Here is a 14,101-nt window from a genome sequence, read left to right on the forward strand (position 1 = left end):
GGTCTGTCGCAGAAGTGGTGCTACCCCGTTCGGGGCGAGGGCTAACGCAGCCTGGGACGGGCACCGATAGCGCCACACGAGCACGGATCGCTCACCAGTTCGGCCACGGATCGGCCACCACCGCACGGCGACGTCGCATCGACGACGCCTGACGAGGGGACCACCGTGTTCGATTCCGTGACGAGCGTCGCGCTGCAGAGCGCTCTCGACGGCCTGTCGATGCGCCAGAAGGTGATCGCGAACAACATCGCGAACATCAACACGCCGGGCTACCACGCCGAGAAGGTCCAGTTCGAGGACGCCCTGGCGAAGTCGATCACCGACGGCAGCGGGAACACCGCACCGACGGTCGCCCGCAGCCTCGAGCCGACGAACACGAACGGCAACAACGTCAACCTCGACGAGGAGACGCTCTCCAACGTCGACACCGTGCTCCGGTACCAGTTCGCCACGCAGGCGATGAACTCCGAGCTCACCAGCGTCCGTGCGGCGATGCGGACGAACTCGTGACGACCTTCGACGCGATCGGCATCGCGAGCACCGGCATGACCGTGCACCGGAAGTGGCTCGACGCCGTCGCCGACAACATGGCGAACGCGAACACCGTGAAGTCGATGGACGACACCGCGTTCCAGGCGCGCTACGTCGAGGTGCAGGAGGGCAACGGCGTGTCCGGTGCCTACGTCAAGGGTGCCGCGTTCGGCAGCGCCGCCGGCCGCGTGACGTACGACCCGGACAACCCGCTCGCGAACGACGAGGGGTACGTCCGGATGCCGGACATCGACCTCGGCACGCAGATGGCGGACCTCATCATGGCCCAGCGGGGCTACCAGGCGAACGCCTCCGTCGTCGACCGCGCCAAGACCGCCTACGAGGCGGCACTGCAGATCGGGAAGAACTGATGCCCATCGACGCCGTCAACGGTGTGACCACCAACGCGATGACGAACGCACTGACCAGTGTGTCCGGTACGTCCAGCGACGTCACCGGCACCGCTGGGACGACCAGCACCGACGGCAGCGGATTCGCCGCCAGCCTCGGGAACGCCGTCGACGGGCTGCAGGCGCTGCAGAGCGACTCGAAGACCCTCGCGCTCAAGGCCGTCACCGGCAACCTCGACGACATCCACGACGCGACCATCGCCGCCACCCGCGCGCAGGTCACGCTCGAGCTCGTCTCCGCCGTCCGCAACAAGGGCGTCGACGCCTTCAACGAGATCATGAGGATGCAGGCCTGATGCCCGTCGCCGTCAAGAACGTCTTCGCGCGCCTGTCCGCGTACGTCAAGGGCTTCTCCGCCGCCCAGCGCACCATCGCGATCCTGGTGATCGCCGTGCTCGTGCTCGGTGGGATCGCCCTGGCGTCGTGGCTCGGCAAGGCGTCCTACGCGCCGCTCTTCACCGGGCTGGCCGCCGCCGACGCGAGTTCCATCACCGACCAGCTGCAGACCGACGGCGTGCCGTACCAGCTCACCGACGGCGGCGCGACGATCCTGGTGCCGCAGGCGCAGGTGTACTCGGAGCGCCTCAAGGCCGCGTCGAACGGGCTGCCGTCGTCGAACGAGGGCGGCTACTCGCTGCTCGACAAGATGGGTGTGACGAGCTCGGAGTTCCAGCAGGACGTCACCTACAAGCGGGCGATGGAGGGCGAGCTCGCCAAGACCATCGGCGCGATGGACGGCGTGCAGACCGCGACCGTGCAGCTCGCGATCCCGGAGAAGTCCGTGTTCGTCTCCGAGGAGAAGGACCCGACGGCGTCGGTGTTCATCGCCACCGACAACGGCACGCAGCTGAGCACCGACCAGGTGCAGGCGATCGTGCACCTGACCAGCGCCGCGGTCGAGGGCATGCAGACCACCGACGTCTCGGTCGTCGACGCCAAGGGGCAGACGCTGTCCGCCGTCGGGACCGGGGCGACCGGCAGCGGTGCCGACCAGGCCGCCGACTACGACGCCGCGACGAGCAAGAAGATCCAGGACCTGCTCGACACCACCCTCGGCGCCGGCAACGCGACCGTCGTGGTCTCCGGCACGATGAACCAGGAGTCCGGCACCCGCACGTCGGAGAGCTACACGTCACCGACCTCCGGTCCGGTCGCGCTCAACGAGTCGAGCACCACCGAGCAGTACGGCTCGGGTGCCGCGGGCGCGTCGAGCGGCGCGACCGGGGTCCTCGGCCCGGACAACATCGCCGTACCGAACGGCACCGCCACGAGCGGGACCGGCGACGACGGCTACAAGAACGAGTCGGCGACGAAGAACAACGCCGTCGACCACACCACCGAGACCACGCAGATCCCGTCGGGGTCCCTCGACCGGCAGACCATCTCGGTCGCGCTGAACTCGAAGGCCGACGCCGTGCAGAACGCGAACCTGCAGAGCATCAACGACCTGGTGTCGGCCGCCGCCGGTGTCGACCAGGCCCGCGGCGACCAGGTCAAGGTCGCGATGATGGACTTCGACACCAGTGGTGCCGACCAGGCCGCGAAGGCCCTCGAGGCGCAGCAGAAGGCCGACCAGCAGGAGGCCCTGTGGTCGTCGATCCGCACCGCCGGCATCGTCATCGGCATCCTGCTCGCGCTCATCGCCGTCATGTTCGTCATCGCCCGTCGCAGCCGGAAGCAGGAGCGCGAGGCCGTCGACCTCGGCGAACTCGACGCCTTCGCCGGCGAGACGTTCCAGCTGCCCCTCGCGATGGACGGCACCGCCGACCGCGCGACCCTCGGTGCCGGCGACGCCCCCACCGCCGTGCTGTCGACGATGCCCGCCGGCGACCCGCCGACCGAGGTGCTGACGACCGACGAGATCACGGCCGAGCGCCGCCGTCAGGACATCTCCGCACTGGCCGAACGCGACCCGAAGCGCACGGCCGAGCTCCTGCGCGGGCTCCTCGACGACCGGGCACCGGTGTGAGCGCCCTGATGCCGAGCGCCGGCGGCCCGGGTACCGGCAAGGGGTCGAACGACCGTGCGTTGACCGGTGCCCAGAAGGTCGCGCTCATCCTCATGCAGATGGACACCGACCGCGCTGCCGAGGTGATGAAGCAGTTCACCGAGATGGAGGCCGAGGAGATCTCGGCCGAGATCGTCCGGATGCGCCGCGTCGAGGACACCGTCGTCGACCAGACCATGTCGGAGTTCCACCGGATCACGATGAGCGGCCGGCTGCAGAAGCGCGGCGGCAAGGAGACCGCCCTCGGGCTGCTCGAGGCGTCCTTCGGCGCCGAGCGCGCCGCCGGCGTGATGGATCGGCTCGCCTCGAACCTGGCCGGCCAGTCCTTCGACTTCCTCGACGACGCCGAGCCCGGGCAGGTCATCACCCTGCTCGAGGGCGAGTTGCCGCAGACCATCGCCCTCGTCCTGGCACACCTGAAGCCCGGCCAGGCGAGCGCCGTCCTCGCGGGTGTCGACGAGCGCGTCCGCACCGACGTCGCGCAGGCGTTCGCCACGATGGGCAGCGCGACCCCGGAGGCCGTCGGGATCGTCGCCGGTGTCCTGCGGCAGCGCGCCGGCGCCGTTGTGTCGCCGCGCGAGAGCGTCGAGGTCGTCGGCGGCATCGCGCCCCTGGTCGACATCATCAACCGCTCCGACGTCGCCACCGAGAAGGCCGTGCTCGACGGGCTCGAGGCCCGCGACCCGGAGCTCGCCGAGGACATCCGCTCGCGCATGCTCACCTTCGAGGACATCGTCAAGCTCGAGTCCCGCGACATCCAGCAGGTGCTGCGCGGCATCGACTCGAAGCTCCTCGCGACCGCCATGAAGGGTGCGGCCGGACCCGTCGTCGAGACGATCCGCGCGAACGTGTCCGAGCGCAACCGCTCGCTGCTCGACGACGAACTGCAGGCCATGGGCCCGGTCCGCGTCTCGCAGGTCGAGGAGGCGCGCGCCGAGGTCGTCCGTTCCGTGCGCGAGCTCGAGGCACAGGGCGTCATCACCGTGCACCGTGCCGAGGAGGACGAGCTCGTTGACTGACACCACGACCGCCGGCACCGTGCAGCGCATCGCGTTCCCCGCGATCGGCACCGCCGCCGCGACCGACCGCGCGTCCGGCGCGGACGTCCGCGGCCACGCCGCCGGCTACACCGCGGGTCTCCGCGCCGCGCAGGCCGAGACGGACGCCCTGCGCGCCCGCCTGCAGGCCGAGCACGCCGCGCTGACCGCGTCGCTGCGCGCGGACACCGTCCGCCGCATCGCCGTCCTCGACGCCGCGACGAACGCGATGCTGTCCACGGTCGCGCCCGTCCTCAGCGACGCCGAGGCCTCCGTCGCCAGCGCGGCCACGGACCTGGCCGAGGCGATCGTCGGGTACGAGATCCGTGCCTCCCGTCCGGCGGTCGGGACCGATGACGGAGGGGAGGCCCGGATCACGTCCGGCGCCGAGACCACCGTCCGGCGGGCGCTCGCGTCCATCGACCGCAGCGTGCCGGTGGCCGTCCGCCTCAGCCCGGCGGACGCCGCCCGCGTCGCCGACGTGGACCTGCCGGTGCCCGTGGTCGCGGATCCCGCGCTGCGGGACGGCGACGCCGTCGTCGACCTGCCGGACGGCATCCTCGACGCCCGGATCGCCACCGCACTCGACCGCGCCCGCACTGCACTCGGTGTCGACATGCAGGGGGCGTCCGAATGAGCGCCACGCTGCTCCGGCCCCGCGGGCTCGACGACGCCCTGCGGCAGGCCGCACCCCAGCGGGTCGGCGTCGTCACGAGCGCCGTCGGCCTCGGGCTGACGATCGCCGGGCTCGACGCCCACGTCGGCGAGGTCGTCACGGTCGGACCGGAGGACGGCGTGCAGACCGCCGTCGAGGTCGTCGCCACCGACGCCACCGGCGTGCGCTGCATGCCCCTCGGCCGCCTCACCGGTGTCACCGCCGGCACCCCCGCACGCTCGACCGGTCGCCCGGTGCTCGTGCCGACGGGTGCCGGGCTGTTCGGCCGGGTGCTCGACGGGCTCGGCCGGCCGATCGACGACCGCGGCCCGCTCGTCGGTGCCGGTGGTGAGCCCGTCGACCGGGTGCCGCTCGACCACGCGACCCCGAACGCGATGGCACGCACCCGCATCGACACCCCGATGCAGCTCGGCGTGCGGGTGCTCGACACCCTCACCACCGTCGGCCGCGGCCAGCGCATGGGGCTCTTCGCGGGCTCCGGTGTCGGCAAGTCCTCGCTGCTGTCGATGATCGCTCGGGGAGCGACGCCGCCGTCAACGTGATCGCGCTGGTCGGGGAGCGTGGCCGCGAGGTCCGCGAGTTCCTCGAGGACGACCTGGGCGCCGAGGGGCTCGCGCGTTCGATCGTCGTCGTGTCGACCTCGGACGAGCCCGCCCTCATGCGTCTGCGTGCCGCCTTCGTGGCCACCCGCATCGCCGAGTCGTTCCGCGACGCCGGCCAGGACGTCGTGCTCATGATGGACTCGCTCACCCGCGTGGCGATGGCGCAGCGCGAGATCGGGCTCTCCGTGGGGGAGCCGCCGGCCACCCGGGGCTACCCGCCGTCGACGTTCTCGGTGCTCGCCGGGCTGCTCGAGCGTGCCGGGACGGACCGCGTCGGCAGCATCACCGGCATGTACACCGTGCTGGTCGACGGCGATGACCACAACGAGCCGATCGCCGACGCCGCCCGCAGCATCCTGGACGGTCACGTCGTGCTCGACCGGAAGCTCGCGATCACCGGGCACTTCCCGTCGGTGGACGCCCTCGGCTCGGTGTCCCGAGTGGCCTCGAAGGTGACGGACCCGGCGCAGCGCGGTGCCGCGACGACCCTGCGCAAGGTGATGGCAGCGCGTGCCGCCGCCCAGGACCTGCTCGACGTCGGCGCGTACCAGCGCGGCTCGAACCCGCTCGTCGACGCCGCCGTCGACCACCAGGGCGCGATCGACGCGTTCCTGCGCCAGGGGATGGACGAGCGGGCGACCGCCGACGCGTCCTGGCAGCGACTCGGTGGTCTCGTCCAGCAGCTGGGGGTGTCGTGATGGCCCGTCGGTTCCCGCTCGCGGGGCTCCTGCGCCTGCGGCACACCGAACAGGACCGCGCCGCAGCGTCGCTCGCCACCGCGAACGAGCGGGTGCGCGACGCCGCCGACGCCCGGATCGCCGCGCGCCGCAGCCTCGCCGACGCCGAGGGCGCGCAGCCGATCGAGGACGCCGCGACCCTGAGCGCCGTCGCCGCTGCGCGTGCTGCGACCCGCGGGATGCTCGAGGAGCTCGACGCCGTGGTCCGGACCCGCCGCGCGGATGCCGACCGTGCGCAAGACGAGTACACCGCCGCACGGCGTGCCGCGGTCGGCCTGGAGAAGCTCGAGGGCAAGCACGCCGCCGAGCAGGCCGCCGAGGAACTCCGCACCGAACAGAACGCCCTCGACGAGATCGCGGCACGACGCCGCACGGAAGGTGGTGCCCGATGAGCGTCGAAGCGGTGCTCTCCCGGATCTCCGAGATCCGGTCCCAGATCGACACCCTGCGTGGTGGCTCCGCGGCCGCGACGGCTGCGTCGTCGTCCACCGCGTCGTCGGCAGTGTCGTCGAGCGCCTTCGCCGACGCCCTGGCCACGGCGACCGGGACCACCGGCACCGGGACCGCGACCGCCGCTGCCGTCGCGACCGGCACTGCGCCGGCCACGTCGGTGGACGCCGGTGCGGGCACGCTCGCCACGGGCAGCGGCGCCACCGGGTCCGACGTCGTCGCGGACGCGAAGAAGTACCTCGGCGTGCCCTACGTGTTCGGCGGCACGACGACCGCCGGCATGGACTGCTCCGGCCTGGTGCAGACGGTGTTCAAGGACCTCGGCGTGACCATGCCGCGGGTCGTGCCGGACCAGGCGAAGATGGGCGTCGAGGTCGGCTCCCTGAAGGACGCACAGCCCGGCGACCTCATCATCCCGAAGGGCGAGGGCCACGTCGTCATCTACGTCGGCGACGGCAAGGTGCTGCACGCGCCGCGCCCCGGCAAGGACGTCCGCATCGTCGACAACTGGTACTCGGACGCCGACATCGCCACCATCCGCCGCATCGTGCCCGCGCAGGCGTCCGCCGCGACGGCGACGACCGCGACGACGGCCGCGAGCAGTGCCACCGACCTGCAGACCGCTGCGCTGCTGTCCATGATGCAGTCCGGGAGCGCCGCATGAGCCTGACCATCGCCACCCAGCCTGCGCCGACTCCGACGGCCGCCGCTGCCCCGACCCGTCCGGCCTGCGACCCTGCCGGGCCCGGGTCGTTCGACGCCGCTCTGTCCGCGGCCGCCGCGACCGATCGCCGCGCGGGCGAGCGCGCACCGGGGCGCCGGGACGACTCCCGCGCAGCTGACGACACCAGCTCGACCACGCGGCCGAACCCTGCCACGACCACCACGGGGACGGACGTGGCGGCTGCCACTGACGGCGCGACCGCTGCCGCCGCGGAGGCCCAGGCGTCCACGCTCCCGCTGACGCTCGCCGGGACGGCGCCCACCCCGGTCCCTCCGGTCGCGTCGACGATCCCGGTCGAGACGGTCACGCCGACGACGTCGACCGCGCCCGAGCCGACGGCGCAGGACCGCACCGCGACCACGGCGATGACGCCGGAGACGATCACGCCGACGACGATCGCGCCGACGACGCCTGCTGCCGACCCCGCCGACACCCCCGGAGCTGCCGCTGCGACGGGGCCGCGCTCCCGCTGCCGGCCACCACGGTGCCGTCCGCCAGCACGACGGTGTCCGCCGCATCCGCCGCCGCACCGGCACCGGGGACGACCGCCGCAGTCCCCGCCGACGCGCCCGCACCGTCACCGGCGTCGGACGTCCCGAGGCCGGGCACTCCGTCCGGCGCGGACACCGTCCGAAGCACGAGCACGAGCACGAGCACGAACACGAACACCACCCCTGCGCCTGCTGCGCCCGCTGGGGCGCCGTCCGCGGCCGCAGCTGCAGCGACGCTCCAGCCGACCGGCCCCGCAACCCAGACCACCCAGCCCACCGACGGCTCCGCGACCGCGACCCCGAGCGTCGTGACGGTGGCAGCGGCGACCGCCGCACGGGGTGGGCAGACCGGCCACGGGACGGACCAGCAGGGCTCGACGGCGGGTGATCCGGGCCTCCCGGCAGTCACCACCACGCGCGGCGGTGAGACGCTCTTCGTCCTGCCCAACACGCCGACCGCCGCGCCCGCCCCGGCCCAGGCCGCCGCGGCACCGACGGCCACGCCCGCACCCCTCGGGCAGCAGCTCGCGCGACCGGTGTTCTCGCTCGCGCAGGCCGGACCCGGGGAACACGTCGTCACGGTGCAGGTCGTGCCGGACAGCCTCGGACCGGTCACGGTCCGCGCGCACGTGACGGCACACGGCATGCACGTCGAGCTGTTCGCGGCGTCCGAAGCGGGCCGCGACGCGGTCCGCCAGGTGCTGCCGGACCTGCGGCGCGACGCCGCCGGCAGCGGGCTGAGCACCACGCTCGACCTGTCCTCGCAGAACCACCCGGGTGCGTCGGCGGGTCGCGACCAGCGACCGGCCGACGGCCGTCTGCGTGCCGACACCGGCCTGGAGGCGCGGCGCACCTCCGCCGCGCAGCCAGCCTCCGCAGCCACCACCTCCACCATCCGCACCGCGGGACTCGACGTCCTCGCCTGACCGGCTCACGAACAGGAACCAGACCATGCCCATCGACGGCATCACCGGCAGCGTGGACCAGGCTGCCCAGGCCGCGGCCCTCGCCGCGAGCTCGACCGCGAAGAAGTCCCAGACGATGGACTCCGAGGTGTTCATGAAGCTGCTCGTCACGCAGCTGCAGAATCAGGACCCGTCGTCGCCGATGGACACCAACCAGATGATCAGCCAGCAGACGCAGCTCGCGATGATGGAGCAGATCACCAACCAGACCACGACGGGGAACGAGAACTTCTCGCTCCAGATGCGCATCGCCGCCGCGAACCTCGTCGGCAAGCAGGTCAGCTACACCGACGCCGCGACCGGCACCGCCGTCACCGGGACCGCCTCGGCCGTGTCCTACGCAAACAGCGTGCCCACGGTCACCGTGAACGGGAAGGAGGTCGCTCTCGACGTGATCTCCGGCATCACCACCACCGCTCCGGCTTCCTGACCGTTCTTCTTCCGCTTCTTCTTCCTGCTCTTCCTGCCTCTCCGAAAGGACGCACCATGCTCCGCTCGCTCTACTCCGGGATCTCCGGCCTCCGCTCGCACCAGCAGATGCTCGACGTCACCGGCAACAACATCGCCAACGTCAACACCGTCGGCTTCAAGTCGTCGACCACCGTCTTCCAGGACACCCTGTCGCAGATGACCCAGGGTGCCGGCGGACCGCAGTCCGGCATCGGTGGGACGAACCCCGCGCAGATCGGCCTCGGCGTCCAGGTCGCCGGTGTGTCGACGAACTTCGCGCAGGGCTCGGCCCAGGCCACCGGCAAGGCCACCGACCTGATGATCTCGGGCGACGGGTTCTTCGTCACGCGCCTCGGCAACGACACCGTGTACAGCCGTGCGGGGGCCTTCGACTTCGACGCGAACGGCCGTCTGGTCACCGCCGACGGCAAGATCGTGCAGGGGTACTCGGCGACGAACGGCGTCGTCAACGACGGCGGCCAGCTGACCGACATCCGTCTGCCCCTCGACGCCGCGGCACCGGCCACGTCGACCACCTCGGCCACCGTCAGCGGCAACCTGCCGTCGGACACCGCCGTGGGCGAGACGCTCAACCGCGACGCCACCGTGTACGACCAGTACGGTACCAAGCACACCATGTCGCTCGCCTACACGCGCACGACCACCGGCTGGAACGTCTCGGCGTCCAACGGCCAGGGGACCTCCGCCACCGGCGCGATCACCTTCAAGGCCGACGGCTCGATCGCGTCCGGCGCCACCCTGGCGGTCGGTGGGATCACCGTCGACATGACCCAGTTGTCCGGGTTCGCGTCGCTCAACACCGCGTCGATCTCGTCGCAGAACGGCCACGAGGCCGGCTCCCTGCAGGGCTACTCGATCTCGAAGGACGGCACCGTCACCGGGTCGTTCTCGAACGGCGCCTCGCTGGCCCTCGGACGGATCGCTCTGGCGACCTTCGCGAACCCCGCCGGCCTCGAGAAGACCGGTGCCTCGGGCTACCGGGCGACCGCGAACTCGGGCCAGGCCTCGGTGGGCACCCCGGATCGGCGGGCGTCGGCTCGCTCGCCTCCGGAACGCTCGAGATGTCGAACGTCGACCTGTCGCAGGAGTTCACGAACCTGATCGTGGCGCAGCGCGGTTTCCAGGCGAACGCGCGCATCATCACGACCTCGGACGAGGTGTTGCAGGAGCTGACGAACCTGAAGCGGTAGGCGCGCTTCCCTCGGCCACCGACCGCCCCGGACCCGTCGGGCGGTCGGTGGATCCGGAGACCGCGGCCTGGGTCCGTCCTTCCATCCCGAACATCGCGAGCAAGCCGGAGACGTGGTTCTTCACGGTCTTCTCGGCGAGGTCGAGCTGTTCGGCGAAGCGAACGTCATCGCGAGTCGAGCACCACGGCGTCCGGGTCCTCGCGCACCACCGCGGCCAACCGTGCCCGGCCGCCCTCAGCCGTGACCGTCCGGTGCTCGTCGGTCTCGAGCGCGACACGGATGCCGAGCAGCACGTTCACGTCGTCGTCCACCCCGAGCACCGGCGTCCTGTCCGCCATGCGCAGAACGCACCTCGACCACGGCGCGCACTTCACCGCCTGGCAGGTCCCGGGCACGATCGCCGACGAGATCGCGGCGTTCGCTGCCGATCTCCTGGCGAACAGCGCGAGGCCGCGGGTGGGACCCACCGGCGACGAGGCCACGAGCATGCTCGACGGAGACTGACCGGCCGCGGGGCTCGTTCCCGGCGCCGCGTCTGCCACGATGATGCTCATGAGTGACCTTCACGACGTGGTCCCGGTCGCACCGCCGGACCTCGACGCCGCGACCACGATGTGGGCGGAGTACACGGCGACCCGTCCGCAGGCTGCCGAGGACCGCGACCACACGGTGGAGCACTTCGGTGACACTGCCCGGCTCGCTGACGAGCTGCTGCAGATCGTCCTGTCCGGTGGGAAGCGCGCAACCGCCGAGCTCGTCTCCGAGTTCGCGCACCGAGGCGACCCGTTGCCCCGGATCGGGTCGCACTGGATCGCGTGCGACAGCTCGGGCGCACCTCGGATCATCATCCGGAGCACCGCGTTGCGGGTCGGTCCGTTCGACAGTGCCGATGCGGCCTTCGCCGTCGCGGAGGGCGAAGACGATCGTTCCCTGGAGAGCTGGCGACGCGAGCACCAGCGGTACTGGGAGCGCACCTGCTCTGCTCGGGGTGCGGTCTGGTCGGAGCTCGACGAGATCGTGTTCGAGTACTTCTCCGTGGTCTGGCCACCCGAACACGCCGACTGAGTACGGCGGCGCCCACTGTTCGGGTTTCCCCAGCAGTCGGAGGGCTTGCCCGGTCCCGCGAACGCCTGCGTCCCCCGAGGCTGGGACCAGCGCACCACACTCCCGGTCCACACGAAGAGGTCTCATGTCCCGCACCACCGCCCTGATCCCGCAACTCACCGCCGTTCCCCGGTTCCGGTTCGTCTCCGGACTGTTCGCCGTAGCGACCTGGCGGCAGTTCGCGTTCCATGCCGCGCACCTGCCGATCGCGATCGGGGCGGTGACGTGGTTCGCCCTGGCGATCTCTGTCGGGGTCCCGTCCGCGGTCACGTGGTTCGGCCTGGTCGTCACGGCGTTCCTCGTCGGCGGTTCCGCGTGGTTTGCGGCGGTCACCCGGCGGATGTCCGCTGCGCTGCTGGGACAGGAGGTCGTCGCGCCGACGATCCGTCCGCGTCGAGGCGGCCCCTGGCATGGGCGACCACCCGGCTGACGGACGGCTCGACGTGGCGGGCGTTCGCGTACCTGCTGGTCGGCTTCGTCGTCACGACGGCATCCTTCGCTGTCTCGGTCGCGGTGCTCGTGTCGGCGCTCGGCGCACTGTCCCACAGCATCTGGGGCCGCTTCTTGCCGGAGCAGACCGGTTCGGACGGGCTGCGGCACCGTGGTGCGCAGTTCCTCGGGGTGTTCGTCGACACCGTCCCGCTCCAGATCGCGTTCGCCGCGGTCGGCCTGGTCGTGCTCGTCGCGGTCTGGCCGGCCGTCAACCACGGCCTCGGGTCCCTGCAGCGCGCGGTCATCCGTTCGATGCTCGGCGCCGACCTCCGGCAGCGGCGCCTCGCCGAGGTCACCGCGTCCCGGGACGCCGCCGTGGTGGATGCGGACAGCACGCTGCGCCGCATCGAGCGAGAGCTGCACGACGGCACGCAGGCGCGTCTGGTCGGCCTGGCGATGACCCTCGGCGACGCCCGTGACCGACTCCAGAGCAATCAGGACGCCGACGGGTCTGGAGTTGAGGCGCTCGTCGCCCAGGCACATGCCTCAACGAAGGAAGCACTCGTCGAGTTGCGTGCGCTGGCTCGGGGGATCCACCCGCCCGTTCTCGACGAGGGGCTCGAAGCCGGACTCGCGTCGGCGTGCTCCCGCGCCCCGTTCCCCGTGACGCTGCACGTGGACCTGCCCGTCCGCCCGTCGCCGGTCATCGAGGGCATCGCCTACTTCGGGGTCCTCGAGCTGCTCACGAACGTGTCGAAGCACGCGGGAGCCACCGCGGCCACGGTCGACGTGGCGTCGGCGGGGTCCGAACTCGTCGTCACGGTGGCCGACGACGGCGCGGGCGGCGCCCACGTCTCGTTGCCGCTTCCGGACGGGCATGGAACCGGTCTCGCCGGACTGCTCGAACGCCTCCGAGCGGTCGACGGCACGCTCGCGGTCCAGAGCCCGACCGGCGGACCCACCACGATCCGGATGGCGATGCCCTCCGGGACGACCACGTGAGGATCGTCATCGCCGACGACAACACGATCGTCCGCGAGGGACTGGCGTCGTTGTTGCAGGGGCGCGGTCACGAGATCGTCGCTGCCGTCGGTGACGGCGCGGCCGTCCTCCCCGCGCTCGCGTCCGAGCACGTCGACGTCGTCGTGATGGACATCCGGATGCCGCCGACCCACACCGACGAGGGCGTCCGGGCCGCCGTGGCCCTCAAGACAGCGCGGCCCGAGGTCGGCGTGTTGTTGTTCTCGCAGTACGCCGAGGTGCGGTGGGCGCGGACCCTGCTCGACGTCGCGACCGTCGGTGTCGGCTACCTGCTGAAGGACCGGGTCGCCGAGGTCGCCACCTTCATCGAGTCGTTGCAGCAGGTCGCGGCCGGCAACGTCGTGCTCGACCCCGAGGTCGCTGCCGCGTTGGTGCAGGCTCCGCGGCCGCTCCGGGACCGGCTCGACCGGCTCACCGCGCGCGAGACCGACGTCCTGCGGCTCATGGCCGAGGGACGGTCGAACGCGGCGATCGCCGAGACGCTGTTCCTGTCAGGCGGGACCGTCGAGAAGCACGTCACGGCCGTCTTCGCGAAGCTCGGGCTCGAAGCGACCACGGCGGACCACCGACGCGTGCTCGCCGTCCTGCGGTTCCTCTCCGTCGAGTGACCCGTGTGGCCGCCGTCGGCGACGGCCACCTCACGGGTGCTTCCTGGCCTGGTGCCGTGCGACCCGGTTCCGGTTCCCGCAGCCCGCGGCGGTGCACCAGATCCGGTTGTGGCGAGGCGACGTGTCGAGGTAGACCCACCCGCAGGCGTCGTCCCCGCACTGCCGAGCGGCACCGAGGTCCGAGGTGATCAGTTCGTGTGCGAGCACGGCGATCGCAGCGCGCGGTCCGGTCAGGTCACTCGGGACCCGCCACGACCATGAGGGCCCGGCGGGGTCATGATCGAGCACGGACCTCGTGAGTGCGTCGACGTACTCCCGAGCGATCAGCTCGACGGCCGATTCGGACGACTCGAACACAGCCTCGTAGATGGCCTCGCGCAACGCGATGACGGCCGTGTGTTCGCGTGCTGCCGTCTGCGGCGCTCCCGACACCATGTCCAGGAGTTCGCGGGTGCCCTCCGGCACGACGCCCGTCTGGCTGCACCACCGCACGACGTCGTCGTACGACGCGAGCGTGTCGATCGCGCGGCGGTCGTCGAGACGCCAGTGGACCGTGTCGACGAGGTCGAAGCCCGCGTGACCGCCCACCTCGGGGAACGTCGTCGTCGTGCCTGCCGCAACCAT

Annotated in this window: 19 protein-coding genes and 2 pseudogenes; 17 read left to right on the forward strand and 4 right to left on the reverse strand. The window is 71.8% G+C overall.

Annotated features, from left to right (window positions below):
• Positions 1–165 precede the first annotated feature (165 nt).
• The 9 genes and pseudogenes from JN350_RS12000 (at position 166) to JN350_RS12040 (ending at position 7,115) form a co-directional block, all read left to right on the forward strand.
• The gene (locus JN350_RS12000) at positions 166–510 is read left to right on the forward strand and encodes a flagellar basal body rod protein FlgB (RefSeq protein ID WP_111086349.1); all 345 of its coding nucleotides are present in this window, start codon (positions 166–168) and stop codon (positions 508–510) included.
• Complete coding sequence (locus JN350_RS12005) at positions 507–902, forward strand: flagellar basal body rod protein FlgC (RefSeq protein WP_240347289.1); 396 nt, start codon at positions 507–509, stop codon at positions 900–902. The genes JN350_RS12000 and JN350_RS12005 overlap by 4 nt, the downstream gene beginning before the upstream one ends.
• On the forward strand, positions 902–1,237 hold the full coding sequence (gene fliE, locus JN350_RS12010; RefSeq protein WP_205462355.1) for a flagellar hook-basal body complex protein FliE: 336 nt from the start codon (positions 902–904) through the stop codon (positions 1,235–1,237). The genes JN350_RS12005 and fliE overlap by 1 nt, the downstream gene beginning before the upstream one ends.
• Positions 1,237–2,910 carry a flagellar basal-body MS-ring/collar protein FliF gene (gene fliF / locus JN350_RS12015; protein WP_205462356.1) on the forward strand — a complete coding sequence of 558 codons (1,674 nt, stop codon included), beginning with the start codon at positions 1,237–1,239 and terminating at the stop codon, positions 2,908–2,910. The genes fliE and fliF overlap by 1 nt, the downstream gene beginning before the upstream one ends.
• Positions 2,907–3,968 carry a flagellar motor switch protein FliG gene (fliG, locus tag JN350_RS12020; protein WP_240347290.1) on the forward strand — a complete coding sequence of 354 codons (1,062 nt, stop codon included), beginning with the start codon at positions 2,907–2,909 and terminating at the stop codon, positions 3,966–3,968. Before fliF ends, fliG begins: the two co-directional genes overlap by 4 nt.
• Positions 3,961–4,623: a FliH/SctL family protein gene (locus tag JN350_RS12025; protein WP_205462357.1), complete on the forward strand. Its 663-nt coding sequence runs from the start codon at positions 3,961–3,963 to the stop codon at positions 4,621–4,623. The genes fliG and JN350_RS12025 overlap by 8 nt, the downstream gene beginning before the upstream one ends.
• Positions 4,620–5,962, forward strand: a pseudogene (locus tag JN350_RS12030) (FliI/YscN family ATPase). The gene JN350_RS12025 and the pseudogene JN350_RS12030 overlap by 4 nt, the downstream one beginning before the upstream one ends.
• On the forward strand, positions 5,962–6,393 hold the full coding sequence (locus tag JN350_RS12035; RefSeq protein ID WP_111086344.1) for a flagellar FliJ family protein: 432 nt from the start codon (positions 5,962–5,964) through the stop codon (positions 6,391–6,393). The pseudogene JN350_RS12030 and the gene JN350_RS12035 overlap by 1 nt, the downstream one beginning before the upstream one ends.
• Entirely contained in the window at positions 6,390–7,115 is a 726-nt protein-coding gene (locus tag JN350_RS12040; RefSeq protein WP_205462358.1) for a C40 family peptidase, read from the forward strand. Before JN350_RS12035 ends, JN350_RS12040 begins: the two co-directional genes overlap by 4 nt.
• Positions 7,116–7,556: 441 nt before the next feature.
• Here JN350_RS12040 and JN350_RS12045 read toward each other — a convergent pair whose 3' ends face one another.
• Entirely contained in the window at positions 7,557–7,934 is a 378-nt protein-coding gene (locus JN350_RS12045) for a hypothetical protein (protein ID WP_205462359.1), read from the reverse strand.
• Positions 7,935–7,980: 46 nt separating this feature from the next.
• Between JN350_RS12045 and JN350_RS12050 the strand changes: the two genes are divergently transcribed.
• From JN350_RS12050 to JN350_RS12060, 3 genes and pseudogenes are all read left to right on the forward strand, one after another.
• The gene (locus tag JN350_RS12050; protein ID WP_205462360.1) at positions 7,981–8,592 is read left to right on the forward strand and encodes a flagellar hook-length control protein FliK; all 612 of its coding nucleotides are present in this window, start codon (positions 7,981–7,983) and stop codon (positions 8,590–8,592) included.
• A gap of 25 nt (positions 8,593–8,617) precedes the next feature.
• On the forward strand, positions 8,618–9,061 hold the full coding sequence (locus tag JN350_RS12055; RefSeq protein WP_111084148.1) for a flagellar hook assembly protein FlgD: 444 nt from the start codon (positions 8,618–8,620) through the stop codon (positions 9,059–9,061).
• 56 nt (positions 9,062–9,117) lie between these two features.
• Positions 9,118–10,292 (forward strand): annotated as a pseudogene (locus JN350_RS12060) (flagellar hook protein FlgE).
• Here JN350_RS12060 and JN350_RS19500 read toward each other — a convergent pair.
• Complete coding sequence (locus JN350_RS19500) at positions 10,243–10,530, reverse strand: LuxR C-terminal-related transcriptional regulator (protein ID WP_461964428.1); 288 nt, start codon at positions 10,528–10,530, stop codon at positions 10,243–10,245. The pseudogene JN350_RS12060 and the gene JN350_RS19500 sit on opposite strands and share 50 nt — an antisense overlap.
• Positions 10,457–10,630 carry a hypothetical protein gene (locus tag JN350_RS12070; protein ID WP_205464528.1) on the reverse strand — a complete coding sequence of 58 codons (174 nt, stop codon included), beginning with the start codon at positions 10,628–10,630 and terminating at the stop codon, positions 10,457–10,459. Before JN350_RS12070 ends, JN350_RS19500 begins: the two co-directional genes overlap by 74 nt.
• Here JN350_RS12070 and JN350_RS12075 point away from each other — a divergent pair.
• The 5 genes from JN350_RS12075 (at position 10,572) to JN350_RS12095 (ending at position 13,477) form a co-directional block, all read left to right on the forward strand.
• On the forward strand, positions 10,572–10,796 hold the full coding sequence (locus tag JN350_RS12075) for a hypothetical protein (RefSeq protein ID WP_146249681.1): 225 nt from the start codon (positions 10,572–10,574) through the stop codon (positions 10,794–10,796). The genes JN350_RS12070 and JN350_RS12075 overlap by 59 nt on opposite strands.
• Before the next feature lie 48 nt (positions 10,797–10,844).
• The gene (locus JN350_RS12080; protein WP_205462361.1) at positions 10,845–11,357 is read left to right on the forward strand and encodes an ASCH domain-containing protein; all 513 of its coding nucleotides are present in this window, start codon (positions 10,845–10,847) and stop codon (positions 11,355–11,357) included.
• 124 nt (positions 11,358–11,481) lie between these two features.
• Entirely contained in the window at positions 11,482–11,826 is a 345-nt protein-coding gene (locus JN350_RS20220; RefSeq protein ID WP_205462362.1) for a sensor domain-containing protein, read from the forward strand.
• Positions 11,712–12,830 carry a sensor histidine kinase gene (locus tag JN350_RS20225; RefSeq protein ID WP_205462363.1) on the forward strand — a complete coding sequence of 373 codons (1,119 nt, stop codon included), beginning with the start codon at positions 11,712–11,714 and terminating at the stop codon, positions 12,828–12,830. Before JN350_RS20220 ends, JN350_RS20225 begins: the two co-directional genes overlap by 115 nt.
• Complete coding sequence (locus JN350_RS12095) at positions 12,827–13,477, forward strand: response regulator transcription factor (RefSeq protein WP_111084144.1); 651 nt, start codon at positions 12,827–12,829, stop codon at positions 13,475–13,477. The genes JN350_RS20225 and JN350_RS12095 overlap by 4 nt, the downstream gene beginning before the upstream one ends.
• Before the next feature lie 30 nt (positions 13,478–13,507).
• Here JN350_RS12095 and JN350_RS12100 read toward each other — a convergent pair whose 3' ends face one another.
• Positions 13,508–14,101: a CGNR zinc finger domain-containing protein gene (locus tag JN350_RS12100; protein WP_205462364.1), complete on the reverse strand. Its 594-nt coding sequence runs from the start codon at positions 14,099–14,101 to the stop codon at positions 13,508–13,510.

Origin of the sequence: Curtobacterium sp. 24E2 (assembly GCF_016925595.1) — a bacterium.
GTDB lineage: Bacteria > Actinomycetota > Actinomycetes > Actinomycetales > Microbacteriaceae > Curtobacterium.

Coding starts and splice junctions, on each gene's coding strand:
- fliE (WP_205462355.1), top strand. CDS start 902: ATGCCCATCGACGCCGTCAACGGTGTGACCACCAACGCGATGACGAAC.
- fliF (WP_205462356.1), top strand. CDS start 1,237: ATGCCCGTCGCCGTCAAGAACGTCTTCGCGCGCCTGTCCGCGTACGTC.
- JN350_RS12035 (WP_111086344.1), top strand. CDS start 5,962: ATGGCCCGTCGGTTCCCGCTCGCGGGGCTCCTGCGCCTGCGGCACACC.
- JN350_RS12040 (WP_205462358.1), top strand. CDS start 6,390: ATGAGCGTCGAAGCGGTGCTCTCCCGGATCTCCGAGATCCGGTCCCAG.
- JN350_RS12055 (WP_111084148.1), top strand. CDS start 8,618: ATGCCCATCGACGGCATCACCGGCAGCGTGGACCAGGCTGCCCAGGCC.
- JN350_RS12075 (WP_146249681.1), top strand. CDS start 10,572: ATGCCGAGCAGCACGTTCACGTCGTCGTCCACCCCGAGCACCGGCGTC.
- JN350_RS12070 (WP_205464528.1), bottom strand. CDS start 10,630: ATGGCGGACAGGACGCCGGTGCTCGGGGTGGACGACGACGTGAACGTG.
- JN350_RS12080 (WP_205462361.1), top strand. CDS start 10,845: ATGAGTGACCTTCACGACGTGGTCCCGGTCGCACCGCCGGACCTCGAC.
- JN350_RS20220 (WP_205462362.1), top strand. CDS start 11,482: ATGTCCCGCACCACCGCCCTGATCCCGCAACTCACCGCCGTTCCCCGG.
- JN350_RS12100 (WP_205462364.1), bottom strand. CDS start 14,101: ATGGTTGCGGCAGGCACGACGACGACGTTCCCCGAGGTGGGCGGTCAC.